Here is a 13,627-nt window from a genome sequence, read left to right on the forward strand (position 1 = left end):
ATAGGTGATTAGGTAAATAGACTAACCATGGAGGGATCAGCATATTATGGCAACACATTTTGTCATTGATGGCCTGAAGGCGGCTATCGAAGGAAAAGAGATTTTGAAAGGCATTAACCTTGAAATCAAAGGTGGAGAAATTCACGCAATTATGGGACCCAACGGTACGGGTAAAAGTACGCTGGCTTCGGCTTTAATGGGCCACCCGAAATATGAAGTAACAGAAGGAAGCGCATTTTTGGATGGAGAAGATCTGCTTGAGTTGGGTGTTGATGAGAGAGCGCGCGCAGGGCTGTTCCTTGCTATGCAATATCCAAGCGAAATTCCTGGCGTAACGAATTCCGATTTCTTGCGCAGTGCGATTAACGCTCGTCGTGAGGAAGGCAGCGAGATTTCTCTCATTAAATTCATTCGCCAAATGGAAGGCAAAATGAAAGCATTGGAAATGAACCCTGAGTTTGCCCATCGTTACCTGAACGAAGGCTTCTCCGGCGGCGAGAAAAAACGTAATGAGATTTTGCAAATGACTTTGCTTGATCCGAAAATCGTCGTTCTTGACGAAATTGACTCGGGTCTTGATATCGATGCCTTGAAAATCGTATCCAAAGGCGTTAACGAAATGCGCTCCGAAGATCGCGGTTTCCTCATTATTACTCACTACCAGCGTTTGCTGAACTATATAACACCTGATTTTGTACACGTTATGATGCAAGGCCGCATTGTAAAATCTGGTGGTCCTGAGCTTGCTGAGCGTTTGGAAAATGAAGGTTATGACTGGGTCAAAGAAGAACTGGGCATCGTGGACGAAACGGTTGGCCAGGCCTAAGCGGAGAGAGGGGTATAACGTATGAGTACACAACTATCGACTCCGACGGACCGCCAATCTGCAGAAGCTTTGTCCCGTAGCAAAAACGAGCCTAATTGGCTGGTTGATTTGCGTGGTGAAGCGGCTGAGCTTGCTGGCACATTAGAATGGCCAAAGCCGGAGAAAGTCAAAATTGAACGCTGGAACCTGACAGCTGTAGGCAGCTATGATCAGGCAGCTCCAGCAAATGCACTAACCGATTTGCCAGAAGTTGTTCGTGAATTGGTTGCTGAGGGCACTGAAAATCTCGTTATTCAGCAAAACTCAAGTCCGGTATGGACGCAGCTATCTGCTGAGCTGTCAGCGAAGGGCGTTATCTTTACCGATTTGGAAACTGCTTGCAAAGAGCACGGCGATCTTGTTAAGCCTTACCTATTCCAAGCGGTTGCCAAGGATGAGGACAAATTAACAGCTTTACACGCAGCATTGTGGAATGGCGGGGTATTCGTATACGTTCCTCGCAATGTAGAGGTGGAAATTCCACTGCAAGCTATTTTATTTAATACGAAAGCAGAGGCTGCCTTTGCACCGCATATCGTAATCGTAGCAGAATGCAACAGCCGCGTTACTTATGTCGATTATGTCGTTACGGAGCCAGGCGCTGTTACTGAGCCTTTCGTCTACCATTCTGTAGTTGAAGTTTATGTAAAAGCAGGCGCTCACGTTCGTTTTGGCTCTATCCATCATCTGGGTAGCAGCGGAGTGGATTTAACCGTTCGCCGCGCGATTATCGACAACGACGGCGTAATGGAATGGGTACTAGGCGATTTGAGCGATGGCAATACGCTTTCAGACACGAAGTCCGTGCTGAAGGGCAATGGCTCGCAATCTGATGCTAAAGTAATCAGTATTGGCAAAAACGCTCAGCAAATGAGCTTGACGACGCAGGCTGTGCATTTCGGCCTTCGCTCAGACAGCAACATGGTTACGCGTGCAGTAATGAAGGAATCTGCTTCGGCCATTATTAACGGTATCACTAAAATCGAGAAGGGCGCTACGAAAGCTAATGGCGTTCAAACCGAAAAAGTGTTGATGCTTAGCCCGAAAGCACGCGGTGACGCGAATCCGATTTTGCTAATTGATGAAGATGATGTTACAGCAGGACATGCGGCGAGCGTTGGACAGGTCAATCCTGAGCAAGTTTATTATCTGATGTCCCGCGGTATTAGCAAGCAGAATGCGGAACGCCTTGTAATCTACGGCTTTCTTGCACCCGTAGTATCTGAAATTCCGATTGATGCGGTACGCGAACAGCTTGAGAAATTGCTTGTGCGGAAGCTCGAAGGATGAATATAGCAGCAATTCGGGAGCAGTTCCCGATTTTGCATCAAGAGATAAACGGGCATCCGCTCGTTTATCTGGACAGCGCGGCATCTTCCCAGAAGCCGCGCTCCGTCATTGATGCGATTAATCGCTATTATGAGAAGGACCATTCCAATGTGCATAGAGGCGTTCATACGCTTGGTTCGCGGGCGACTGACGCTTATGAGGGCGCAAGGGAGAAAGTGGCTTCTTTTCTGAATGCGGCACTGCCGGAAGAAATTATATTTACGCGGGGTACAACAACCGCGCTGAATTTAGTTGCTTCAAGCTACGCCAGAAATGTATGTAAACCTGGCGATGAAATCGTGATTACGCAAATGGAGCATCATAGTAATCTCATTCCGTGGCAGCAGGTTGCGAGAGCTACCGGCGCTACGCTGAAATATATTCCGCTTCAGCCAGATGGCTCCTTTACGCTAGCTGATGCTGAGCTAACGATTACAGCCAACACGAAGGTCGTTGCGATGACTTATGTATCGAACGTGCTAGGACTCGTCAACCCCGTCAAGGAAGTTGCGGCTATTGCACATCGCAATGGCGCCGTAATGGTCGTTGACGGTGCGCAAAGCACGCCGCATATGCGCGTTGATGTTCGTGATTTGGATTGTGATTTTTATGCTTTTTCGGGTCATAAAATGTGCGGCCCGACGGGAATTGGCGCCTTGTATGGCAAGAAGGCGCTGCTCTCCAAGATGGAGCCGATTGAATTCGGCGGAGAAATGATTGACTATGTTGACTTGTATGAGTCGACATGGAAGGACATTCCTTATCGTTTTGAAGGCGGGACGCCGATTATTGCGAACGCCGTAGGGCTCGGTGCGGCAATTGATTTTCTGCAAGAAATTGGCATGGATGAGATTGACAAGCATCAGCGTCAACTGGCGGCATATGCTTATGACCGACTATCTGAGCTTGAAGGGGTTACGATATATGGCCCCAAGGCTGATCGTGCTGGGCTCGTTACGTTTAATTTGGGCGACGTGCATCCACATGATGTGGCGACAGTTCTGGATACGGAAGGCATTGCCGTTCGGGCTGGGCATCATTGCTGCCAGCCGCTTATGCGTTTTCTGAACGTTTCTTCGACAGCCAGAGCAAGCTTTTATGTATATAATACCGAGCAGGAAGTTGATCAGCTCATTGCTGGACTGCTCAAAACAAAGGAGTTCTTCGGTCATGCAATTGGATGATTTATACCGTAGAGTCATCATGGATCACTATAAAAATCCACGCAACCATGGAACATTGGAAGCCGATGCCGTTACGATTAAACTGAACAACCCTACCTGCGGCGACAGCATCGCACTCCAGCTTCAGGTGGACAACGGTTTAGTCACGGACGCGAAGTTTAGCGGAGAAGGCTGTTCCATCAGCCTGAGCTCTGCCTCCATGATGACGGAAGTCGTTAAAGGAAAAACATTTGATCAGGCGCTGGAGCTAGCGGATAAATTTTCTTCCTTAATGAAAGGTGAACCAGTCGAATTTGAAGGTTATGAGGACATTGAGGCGTTGTCTGGTGTCAATAAGTTCCCAGCACGAATTAAATGTGCCACCCTTTCGTGGAACGCTTTGCGTAAAGGAATCGAACAACAGCAAGAATAACATCATTTATGAAAGAGGAGAGTGAATACGATGGCTAAAACAATGCCGGAAATGGAAGAGTATAAGTATGGTTTCCGTGATGAGCATAAGTCGATTTTCCAATCAGGAAAAGGCTTGACGCCTGAAATCGTTCGCACTATTTCGGAAATGAAGGGCGAGCCGGAATGGATGCTCGATTTCCGTCTGAAATCACTGGAACAGTTCAACAAGATGCCAATGCCTAATTGGGGCGGCAATATGGATGATCTGGATTTTAATGATATTCAGTATTATGTAAAGCCTTCTGAGAAGCAAGGCAAAACGTGGGAAGAGGTTCCTGCTGAAATTAAGGAAACGTTCGATAAGCTTGGCATCCCTGAAGCGGAGCAAAAGTTCCTTGCTGGTGTATCCGCACAGTATGAGTCTGAGGTTGTTTACCACAGCATGCAAGAGGATTTAGAGAAGCAAGGTGTCCTGTTCACTGACATGGATACAGCGCTTCGCGAATATCCTGAGATCGTACGTGAGTATTTCAGCACAATTATCCCGCCGAACGATAATAAATTTGCTGCTTTGAACAGTGCGGTTTGGTCGGGCGGCAGCTTCATTTATGTACCAAAAGGCGTAAAATGCGAAATTCCGCTGCAGGCTTATTTCCGGATTAACTCCGAAAACATGGGACAATTTGAGCGTACATTAATCGTGGCTGATGAAGATAGCTTCGTTCACTACGTCGAAGGCTGTACAGCTCCAGTCTACAGCACAAACTCTTTGCATAGCGCAGTCGTTGAAATTTTGGTTAAGAAAAATGCCCGTGTTCGTTATACGACGATTCAAAACTGGGCACCAAACATTTTCAACCTCGTTACAAAACGTGCTGTTGCGGATGAAAATGCGACAATGGAATGGGTGGATGGCAACATCGGCTCCAAATTGACCATGAAATATCCGGCTGTTGTGCTTCGTGGCCGCGGTGCAAAAGGTATGGTTTTATCAATCGCAGTTGCGGGTAAAAACCAGCATCAGGATGCAGGCGCGAAAATGATTCACCTTGCTCCAGATACAACCTCGACAATTGTTTCGAAGTCGATCAGTAAGCATGGCGGTAAAGTAACTTACCGTGGTCTTGCTTCATTCGGTCGTAATTCAGATGGTGCAAAATCTAATATTAAATGTGATACTTTGATTTTGGATAATGAATCCACTTCGGATACGATTCCTTACAATGAGATCATGAACGATAACATTACTTTAGAGCATGAGGCAACAGTATCCAAAGTTTCTGAGGATCAATTGTTCTATCTGATGAGCCGTGGCTTGTCGGAAGCGGAAGCGACACAAATGATCGTTATGGGCTTTATCGAACCATTCACGAAAGAGCTGCCAATGGAATATGCGGTCGAAATGAACCGTCTCATCAAGTTTGAGATGGAAGGTTCTATTGGTTAAGCAAACATGCTTAACAATTTAAGCGAATAAACGACAAAAATGCCTGTTTCCTCACTGGTTGGCTTCAATCAGCTAAGGGAACAGGCATTTTGTTATACGAAAATTTCCTTGATTTTTAGATGACGTTCAACGGTCAAATCAATAAATTCATCATTGATTTGCAGAAGTGGCCTGAAAAACTCGGTTGGGTGAGTCATGACGATAATTCCGGTTTCGCCGGTTTCCAAATAAGCTTTTTTTCCAATGAAGTTGGGGATCATGTGCTTTATGAATGTATGTGTAATATGTGGATCTAGCTCTCTGAAGCTCAGCCTGTAAAGTTCCTTCAATACATAAAACAAATCGCGTTTTTTCTGATAAACTCGTTCGGAAATCATTGCGCTATAAATATCGACAACCGAGATAAGCTTGGAAACAGGCTCAATTTGGTCGCCATTAAGACCTTTCGGATAACCGCTGCCGTCATTACGCTCATGATGCTCAAGCGCACTTAAAGCAATGTAGCGTTCATCAAAGGATTTCTTTATAATATCATAGCCATAAGTAGTATGGTTTTTGATTTCATCGAACTCTTCCTTCGTAAGCTTACCGGGCTTGTTAAGAATGGATTCAGGGATTTTACTTTTTCCGATATCATGAAGGAAACCAGCTTTACCAATTTGCACCGATTTTTTTACGGAGTAGCCGAGCCAGGTAGCCAGATAGTAGGCCAGCATGCCCACTTGTACGGAGTGTTGGTACGTGTAGTCGTCTTTCGTATTAAGCAGTAGAAGCATAGATACGACGTCTCGCTCCATATTAAGATGCTTAATTAGCGGCTGGAAGGCATCTTCGACTTCTTGCTCATTAATGGTCTGATCCTCGCTAGCCTTAGCAAAAAGATTATGAAAGCCTTGAATTGCATTATCATAATCCGGTTGTACAGAAGGAAGCCACTTAGGGTTAACGGTTTGCTCTAATGTGCGCTCCGGTAAATTAACAATAGAGACAGATTCAACTTCAACATAATCAATTTGATGTTGAAGCAGCTTTGATATTTCTTTATTTTCCAGCAAGGTGCCTTTAGAAAGCACATGGAGACCGTATCCATTAAAGGTATCTTTTAATAAACGGTCTCCCGTTTTTAAATCAGTTACGTGAACCTTCATCGCTGCACCTCTATTGAATAGTTGATCACTTAAGTAGTATAGTAGCAATGATTTGAGGGTATGGCAATATGAGGGACTTTAATTTGAGTCAAAAGTCCTACAAATTTCGACAAAAAACGCTCATTATTTATCTTGATAATGTTTGAAATAGTCTAAATTCCTAATTTTTATTGCTTTTGAATAGAAAATTTTTACAATCGCTTGCTATTAGGCTTCATCCGAAAAATTTGCTAGCGGCATATCTGGATTCCAAGGGCCAAGCTGATGACCTTTCCACTCTGAGCCATCCTCCCAAATTTCTTTTTTCCAGATCGGAACAATTTGCTTCAATCGTTCAATAGCGTACCGGCTTGCATCATAGCAGCTGGCTCGATGTGGTGAGGAGATTGCAATGACTACACTAGTTTCTGCGATGTCGACAACACCAAGCCGATGTGTAATAGCACACAAGGTCCCTGGCCACTTCTGTGAAAGCTCATCACCGATTTGCTGCATCATGTTAACAGCCATCGGTTCATAAGCTTCATATTCCAAGCGAACGGTACGCTGTCCTTTCGTCCATTCTCGCGTTGTTCCGACAAAGGCAAGGGAAGCACCGTGCTCTGCAACAATAACTTTAGCTAAAACCTCCTCCGTCGTAATTTTCTCATTAGTAAGCATGTACAATTGTTCTAAGGTGGATTTTTGCTCATCTTCATTAGATTTTTCTTCTTGTCCTCCCGAAACCGGGGGAAGAAGCGCAAGCTCATCAGAAGCGTTTACAATGCTGTCTTCTTGAGCGTAAGCATGGTTGCAGGCAAGAAAAGAAATGCTTAAAATATCCGCTTGTTCGGGATAGGAAGCGATCAAATGCTTCTTCAATTCTGCCGCCGTCATTTTTTGCTCAATAGTCTCTATAATAAGAGAACGCACACCGAAGCGCTCTGACAAACCTGCAAACAATTCAATTTTCCATTCCATAATCATGTTATTTAACCTCACGTAATGATATAGCCGTACTATAACAGCATACCATAATCTATAGAAAAATGTTATGCTAATGAGACAGTCTAATACAGTTAGGCGACCGTTTATAACTTTTAAAATTAGGGGAGGCAGGCATGGATTCCGAACTACGATTAGAGCGAAATATTGTTATTTTACACACCAATGATATTCATAGTCGCTTGGAAAATGCCGCACGAATTGCTTCCTATATAGCTAATCAACGTCGCGTTCATGGTAAGGACAACTTGTTAGTCCTCGATATCGGCGACCATATGGACCGAATGAGAAGTGAAACAGAGGGCAGTGACGGTATGGTGAATGTCGCACTGCTTAATGAAGCAGGTTATGATGCGGTAACGATTGGTAATAATGAAGGACTAACTTATTCTAAGGAAAGATTGGCCGAGTTATATGGTGAGCATGCCAAATTTGCTGTTTTAGGGGCAAACTTGCTGGATGCGGCAACGAACAAGCAGCCTTCGTGGCTGTTGCCCCATATTATTGTAAATAAAGGCCATTTAAAAATTGGTTTAATTGGTGTTACGGCAAATTTTACAGATTTTTATGTTTTGCTCGGTTGGAATGCAACAGACCCTTTCAAAGCTATAAAACAACAAGCGGAGCAAATGCGTAAAGATGTGGATTTGATAATCGTATTGTCACATCTAGGGCTGGCGAATGATGAACGGATGGCGGAAGAATTGACTGGAGTTGACTTGGTATTGGGCGCCCACACTCATCATTTGCTTGAGGAAGCGTTGCAAGTCAGGCGCACTTCAATTTGCGCGGCTGGAAAATTTGGCGAGCATATCGGGCGTATCGAAATTTCGCTTGGTACTGCTGATGCAAAACCGCAATTTAAGGCGACTTGTGTCCCTACTGCTGCTTTTGAAGAACACCCTGACGCTTCAGTTATTATCGCAAAATATAAAGAAGAAGGACTCGTACGACTCAATCGTACAGTCGCGTATATAGATGAGCCCCTTTCGTCGGCTATTGCGTCAGAGTCGCCGCTTGCCAATTTGCTTGCTGCGGGTCTAAAGAGACATACGGAAGCAGACATCTCGATTGTCAATACCGGACAACTGCTTGGAGGCTTACAGCAGGGAGAAGTAACTGTTGGACAATTGCATGCGTTATGCCCGTCTCCAATTAATCCTTGCAAAATGCAGCTTACAGGCAGGCATATTAAAGAGGCTCTTGAGCAATCTCTATTGCCAGAATATACGGATAAACGAATTAAAGGTTATGGGTTCCGTGGCGAAGTATTAGGAACACTTTCTGTAGATGGTCTTCAGGTTATTTTTGATTCTGAGCGGCCGCCACTTGACCGAATCGTGAAGATAATGGTCAATGGGCAACCTCTAATGGAAGAAAAATGGTATAATGTAGCCTCCATAGATATGTTCACCTTCCATATCGGCTATTTGTCTTTAGGACAAGGAATCAATGTTGTTTATTATCTGCCGGAGTTTATTCGGGATGTATTGGCTGAAGCATTGAAAGAAAAGGCTAATATTGCTGACTGCAAGCTGCCAAGGTGGAATAATCTAGCATCATCGATATAACATTTTTATTAATTTTATCCGATGTATTAATATAAGAAGAAACCACTCAGTCAAGGAAGGATCGAGAAAATGCGTTTGATGCCTATAACAAAGACTCAGCCCGGCATGCGATTGGCCAAAAAGATCTTCTCACATGATGGTTTAGTGCTGTTAGGGGAAAATGTTGAGCTGACCAGTCGGCTTATTACTCGGCTCAAACAATGTGGAATACAGTATATATATATTCTTGATCCGAAAACCGATGATATTACGATGCCAGAAATTATTCGCGAGGAAACGTTATTAGTTGCTTTAAAGGAAATACGCACGAATTTTCGTGATATGATGGACCGACCAAAGCGTAAAAAAGGGGTTACGTATCCGTATATTGGCCAAACCTTCAAACAAATGATGAATTTGATTATTGATGATTTGTCCGCTCATAAGGATGCGATGATTATGCTGATGAATATGGGAACGGTAGATCATTATTTATATCAGCATTCTTTAAATGTGTGTGTCTACACGACGATTCTTGGAATAGCTTATAATTATTCGCATGAGGAACTAATGACGCTCGGTATGGGGGCTTTGCTTCATGATATTGGAAAAACACAAATTCCAATAGATGTCCTCCAAAAACCAGGATCATTAACCCCAGAAGAATTCATTATGATGAAAAATCACGCTCGTTTCGGCTTTGAACTCTTAAAGGATGAGCCTAATCTGCCGCTTATTGTGGCTCATTGTGCTTATCAACATCATGAACGTTTGGATGGCAGTGGATATCCAAGGGGAATTAAAGGCAATGAAATTCATGAGTATGCAAAGTGGATTGGGTTAGTGGATTCGTATGACGCTATGACGACTAATCGTATATACCGCGCACCGATGCTTCCGCATCATGCTATTGAGCTTCTGTATGCAGGAACGGGAACTTTATACGAACAGCATATGGTACAGTTATTTCGGGATAAGGTAGCCATTTATCCGATAGGTATTATGGTGAAAATCAATACAGGTGAATCTGGTGTAGTAGTGGACTTTAATCATGCCTATCCGCATCGGCCTATTATTCGTATATTAAACAACGAGGTCGGTGAAGAGCTTACCGTGCCTTACGAAATCGACATGTCTAAGCAGCTTAGCATTATGATTATAAGCGTAAATGATGAGCAAAATGATTTGCCTGCACGCTCTACTAAAAATGGGTAATTGTATGAGGAGCCTTCTGTCGTGGGCTCTTTATTTCTTTTTTCATGTCCATTTTATTGCTTCTTTTGGGCTCGAACATTACAATGGTACTAGAAATTATACAATCGAAAGATGCAGAAATCAGGTGTTGATAAAATGAATACATTAAATGCTATAGCAACAAATCCACTAGCTATGAATGGCAGCCCAAAGGTTTTGCCGCAGCTAACCCCAGTTAATGACCCATGGGATCCAATTCGTTCAATCCAGAAGTTCGGCAAGCATCAATTGACGAGCGTGGAAATGACGATTTCAAACTTATGCAATATGCGTTGCGAGCATTGCGCGGTTGGAGATACGCTAGTTATGTCGGAGCCGGCCAAATTGCCTCTAAAGGATATGCTTAAACGTTTGGATGAAGTTGAACATCTACAGACGATCAGCATTACTGGCGGAGAGCCCTCCTATTCGGCTAAAACAGTCAAGGAATATATGCTGCCGCTGCTCCAATATGCAAGAGATCGCGGTATTCGTTCCCAAATCAACTCCAATGTAACGTTGCCTTTCAGTCGCTACGAGGCGATTATTCCTTATTTGGATGTCATGCACATTTCCTTTAACTACACGAATGCGGATGATTTTCACCAAGTAGGCTTTGCTAAAGCGGGGCATCAAGTTTCCAGCGAAGCCTCGGTTAAGCTGTATGAGAGAATGATAGAAAATGCGCGTCTTCTAAGCAAAGCGGGTGTATTAGTATCTGCCGAGTCTATGATTAACTTCCGTACGCATGATAAAATTGATGAAATACACCGATTGATTGTAGAAATGGGTTGCGGGCGACATGAAGTGCATCCTATGTATCCAAGTTCATTTGCTAAAGATTTGCCAGTCATCTCCCCCTTGCAAATGCGTCAAGCTATTGAACGATTATTAGATAACCGGGATCCGTCAGTGTGGATGTTGTTTGGAACTCTGCCTTTTTATCAATGCAGTAACCATGCAGAGGAGCGTGCACTGCTCAGCCGTTTGGCTGCAGAGCCAAATGTCACGGTGCGCAATGACCCAGATGGACGCAACCGCCTAAATGTCAATTTATTTACGGGAGATGTGTTCGTTACCGATTTTTCTGATGTTCCATCATTTGGAAATATAGCAAGCTCTAAGTTGGATGACTTGTTCTCAAAATGGCTGAATCATCCGCTAGCTCAGGACGTAAACTGCTATTGCCCTGCTGCCTCTTGCTGCGGACCCAACTTACTGGTGAAGGACATGTACTATAAAGATGTAGATTTCCACCAACGCACCGCTCGTTTCGACTAAAGTTGCTATTTATAAAAAAGCTGACAAAATGACTGAAGCCCCTTCGTGCGCGTCAGTCATTTTTACGTATTTGCATGTAAATAAAAGAAAAATAAATCTAAGTGTGTCATTTTCAAAGAAAGTGAATGCACGTTTATTACAGACATGACATTCTGGATGTTGCCTTACTGTAAATCTTGCTTTAGCCCATTATCCCCTTAGCTCAGAAAAACGATCGCAGATGTTGACGGAACGAGCCATAATAAGTGTGTTATTGTTGTTCCATGGAGTCTAAAACAATAGGAATAGGATCACCCCCGAACACGGATGGATAATAATTTATGTAGGGAAAAATTGTTCTGAGGTATGGTCACAGTATAATAATATAAAAATTGGAGATATCAAATTGCCAGTGGCAGTAGAGTACTCTTTAATATGGGTCCGTTAAAGCATAAAGATGTAAGTTTGAGTAAGAGGGAATGCTGGCCTAGGATGGCATTATTCAGAAAAAAGCAAATGTAATCAAGATAAGACTGCAAATGAAGAATGCTAACTCCCTTAAAACAGGCTTTTAATTTAATGATGGAATGTTTATATTGCTTTCTAAGAAATCTAGTATCTGCCATGCAGTACAAAGGATGAATGATTATATCATTAGTACATGAATGTGTAACGTAGTTGCGAGTAAAGTTCATTATACCAGAGCGTAATAAGCGCCTCTCACTTAAATGAGCAGATGGAATAACTTTGAACTTAAAGTGCGATGCGGAGCAAAAGCTGGAAGAGCAGGCAATAACAATTGAAGACTCTTTAGATGAGTCATAATTAGGTGAATGTTGCTTTTTAGCATACAACTCCACTGCAGCTTTAATAACACCGGATAACTTTTCATTTTCATCGGCGTGGCTGATCAATTGACGGATTTTATAAAGTATGCTCCAGGCGGTTTTATAAGTTATTTGCAAAGCTAATGCTACTTGGGCCGCGTTAATCTGAATTTCGTGCAGGGAAATGAGAAACATCACAAGTAACCATTTGCGTATCGGTGTTCGACTCTTGTCCATGAGAGTACCAGCTGTTAAAGTCGTCTGATGTCGGCAGGAATAGCATTGATATAAAATAGAGCAGCGTGAAGCAATTCTATAGGCTGAGTGGTGATTGCAACGAGGGCAGCGAAAACCTGCTGGCCATTTAATTTTATACAAAAAGGAATAGCATGCTTCATCAGTGGAAAAGCAGCTATCAAACTTTGCAATAGAATCAGAAATGGCTTGCATCGTGATCACCTCTTATTTTTAGGAACGTATGTTCTTATTTTAATGGGATTATGATGTGAAGTCAATGAGTTAGATCGGTTGATAAAAAAGTTATCTGAGCTAAGGGGATAATGTCTGTAAGCAACAAAAACAGCAAAGCTATTTTAGGATAGAGTTCATCTTCGATAGAGCGCCAATGATAGATTGAGCGGGGAGTTGCGGGGGCTTTGCATAATTAGTATGATAAGGGCACACAATTCGAGGAGGCATTTACATATGGCTGGAGCGAAATGGACGAAGCCGGAAGCGGTTATTTTTGATATGGATGGCACGTTGTTTGAGACGGATACGCTGCTAGTATCTGTTCATGAGCGCTTGTTTCAAACTCTGCGTGCAGAAGGACTTTATAATCATCCAACACCGCCAATTGAGCGATTGCTCAGTTGTCTTGGCATGTTGCTGGAAGATATATGGCGAAAAGTAATGCCTGATGGCTCAGAAGAGGCACATAGGCGTGCTGACGAGCTTATGCTGCGCTATGAGCTGGAGCAATTGGAAGCAGGAGAAGGAAGGTTGTATCCTCAAGCGGAGGAAATGCTGAAAAGGCTTAAGGGTCATGGTATCAAATTGTTCGTAGCCAGTAACGGACTGGAAGAATATGTGCGCGGGGTAGCACGGTACAAGGGCATATACGATTTGTTTGACGGGTTGTATAGTGCAGGGGAATACCAAACGGCGACCAAAGTAGATTTGGTTGCTCAACTGCTAAATGACCATCAAATTGCAACGGCATGGATGGTCGGGGATCGTTCTTCTGACGTGGAAGCGGGAAAAGCAAATGGACTTAAAGTAATTGGCTGTGCTTATGCAAGCTATGGTCGGGATAGCGAGCTGGTGGGAGCAGATTTGCTGATCGCCAAGCTGTCGGACATCGTTGAACTGTTGGATGAGGGGTAAATGAAATAATAAGAACCTGGA

Annotated in this window: 12 protein-coding genes; 9 read left to right on the forward strand and 3 right to left on the reverse strand. The window is 43.5% G+C overall.

The window, feature by feature from the left end:
* The first annotated feature begins 46 nt into the window (after positions 1 to 46).
* Genes sufC through sufB form a run of 5 tightly spaced genes read left to right on the forward strand, consistent with a single transcriptional unit; the run spans position 47 to position 5,218 of the window.
* Positions 47 to 826: a Fe-S cluster assembly ATPase SufC gene (gene sufC / locus V5J77_RS07610; RefSeq protein ID WP_338555174.1), complete on the forward strand. Its 780-nt coding sequence runs from the start codon at positions 47 to 49 to the stop codon at positions 824 to 826.
* Between the two features lie 21 nt (positions 827 to 847).
* Positions 848 to 2,155 carry a Fe-S cluster assembly protein SufD gene (gene sufD / locus V5J77_RS07615; RefSeq protein WP_338555175.1) on the forward strand — a complete coding sequence of 436 codons (1,308 nt, stop codon included), beginning with the start codon at positions 848 to 850 and terminating at the stop codon, positions 2,153 to 2,155.
* The gene (locus V5J77_RS07620) at positions 2,152 to 3,378 is read left to right on the forward strand and encodes a cysteine desulfurase (RefSeq protein ID WP_338555176.1); all 1,227 of its coding nucleotides are present in this window, start codon (positions 2,152 to 2,154) and stop codon (positions 3,376 to 3,378) included. The genes sufD and V5J77_RS07620 overlap by 4 nt, the downstream gene beginning before the upstream one ends.
* The gene (sufU, locus tag V5J77_RS07625) at positions 3,365 to 3,790 is read left to right on the forward strand and encodes a Fe-S cluster assembly sulfur transfer protein SufU (RefSeq protein WP_338555178.1); all 426 of its coding nucleotides are present in this window, start codon (positions 3,365 to 3,367) and stop codon (positions 3,788 to 3,790) included. Before V5J77_RS07620 ends, sufU begins: the two co-directional genes overlap by 14 nt.
* 30 nt (positions 3,791 to 3,820) lie before the next feature.
* Entirely contained in the window at positions 3,821 to 5,218 is a 1,398-nt protein-coding gene (gene sufB / locus V5J77_RS07630) for a Fe-S cluster assembly protein SufB (protein ID WP_338555179.1), read from the forward strand.
* 92 nt (positions 5,219 to 5,310) lie between these two features.
* Here sufB and V5J77_RS07635 read toward each other — a convergent pair whose 3' ends face one another.
* Together V5J77_RS07635 and V5J77_RS07640 are read right to left on the reverse strand one after the other, a co-directional pair.
* Complete coding sequence (locus V5J77_RS07635; RefSeq protein WP_338555180.1) at positions 5,311 to 6,366, reverse strand: HD-GYP domain-containing protein; 1,056 nt, start codon at positions 6,364 to 6,366, stop codon at positions 5,311 to 5,313.
* A 207-nt stretch (positions 6,367 to 6,573) separates the two neighbouring features.
* Entirely contained in the window at positions 6,574 to 7,326 is a 753-nt protein-coding gene (locus V5J77_RS07640; RefSeq protein ID WP_338556626.1) for a molybdenum cofactor biosynthesis protein MoaE, read from the reverse strand.
* Positions 7,327 to 7,466: 140 nt separating this feature from the next.
* On the opposite strand from V5J77_RS07640, the gene V5J77_RS07645 reads away from it, so the two are divergent.
* From V5J77_RS07645 to yfkAB, 3 genes are all read left to right on the forward strand, one after another.
* On the forward strand, positions 7,467 to 8,921 hold the full coding sequence (locus V5J77_RS07645; protein ID WP_338555182.1) for a bifunctional UDP-sugar hydrolase/5'-nucleotidase: 1,455 nt from the start codon (positions 7,467 to 7,469) through the stop codon (positions 8,919 to 8,921).
* Between the two features lie 69 nt (positions 8,922 to 8,990).
* Complete coding sequence (locus tag V5J77_RS07650) at positions 8,991 to 10,115, forward strand: HD-GYP domain-containing protein (RefSeq protein WP_338555183.1); 1,125 nt, start codon at positions 8,991 to 8,993, stop codon at positions 10,113 to 10,115.
* Between the two features lie 174 nt (positions 10,116 to 10,289).
* Positions 10,290 to 11,414, forward strand: a complete 1,125-nt coding sequence (yfkAB, locus tag V5J77_RS07655; protein ID WP_338556628.1) for a radical SAM/CxCxxxxC motif protein YfkAB — start codon at positions 10,290 to 10,292, stop codon at positions 11,412 to 11,414.
* A 380-nt stretch (positions 11,415 to 11,794) separates the two neighbouring features.
* Here the strand turns inward: yfkAB and V5J77_RS07660 are convergent, their stop codons facing one another.
* Positions 11,795 to 12,670 carry an IS1595 family transposase gene (locus tag V5J77_RS07660; protein ID WP_338555184.1) on the reverse strand — a complete coding sequence of 292 codons (876 nt, stop codon included), beginning with the start codon at positions 12,668 to 12,670 and terminating at the stop codon, positions 11,795 to 11,797.
* A 255-nt stretch (positions 12,671 to 12,925) separates the two neighbouring features.
* Between V5J77_RS07660 and V5J77_RS07665 the strand changes: the two genes are divergently transcribed.
* Positions 12,926 to 13,606: an HAD hydrolase-like protein gene (locus V5J77_RS07665; RefSeq protein WP_338555185.1), complete on the forward strand. Its 681-nt coding sequence runs from the start codon at positions 12,926 to 12,928 to the stop codon at positions 13,604 to 13,606.
* Positions 13,607 to 13,627: the final 21 nt, after the last annotated feature.

It is taken from the genome of Paenibacillus sp. KS-LC4, assembly GCF_036894955.1.
Lineage (GTDB): Bacteria > Bacillota > Bacilli > Paenibacillales > Paenibacillaceae > Pristimantibacillus.

Coding starts and splice junctions, on each gene's coding strand:
- V5J77_RS07650 (WP_338555183.1), top strand. CDS start 8,991: ATGCGTTTGATGCCTATAACAAAGACTCAGCCCGGCATGCGATTGGCC.
- V5J77_RS07660 (WP_338555184.1), bottom strand. CDS start 12,670: ATGCAAGCCATTTCTGATTCTATTGCAAAGTTTGATAGCTGCTTTTCC.
- sufC (WP_338555174.1), top strand. CDS start 47: ATGGCAACACATTTTGTCATTGATGGCCTGAAGGCGGCTATCGAAGGA.
- sufU (WP_338555178.1), top strand. CDS start 3,365: ATGCAATTGGATGATTTATACCGTAGAGTCATCATGGATCACTATAAA.
- V5J77_RS07640 (WP_338556626.1), bottom strand. CDS start 7,326: ATGGAATGGAAAATTGAATTGTTTGCAGGTTTGTCAGAGCGCTTCGGT.
- yfkAB (WP_338556628.1), top strand. CDS start 10,290: ATGAATGGCAGCCCAAAGGTTTTGCCGCAGCTAACCCCAGTTAATGAC.
- V5J77_RS07645 (WP_338555182.1), top strand. CDS start 7,467: ATGGATTCCGAACTACGATTAGAGCGAAATATTGTTATTTTACACACC.
- sufB (WP_338555179.1), top strand. CDS start 3,821: ATGGCTAAAACAATGCCGGAAATGGAAGAGTATAAGTATGGTTTCCGT.
- V5J77_RS07665 (WP_338555185.1), top strand. CDS start 12,926: ATGGCTGGAGCGAAATGGACGAAGCCGGAAGCGGTTATTTTTGATATG.
- V5J77_RS07620 (WP_338555176.1), top strand. CDS start 2,152: ATGAATATAGCAGCAATTCGGGAGCAGTTCCCGATTTTGCATCAAGAG.
- sufD (WP_338555175.1), top strand. CDS start 848: ATGAGTACACAACTATCGACTCCGACGGACCGCCAATCTGCAGAAGCT.
- V5J77_RS07635 (WP_338555180.1), bottom strand. CDS start 6,366: ATGAAGGTTCACGTAACTGATTTAAAAACGGGAGACCGTTTATTAAAA.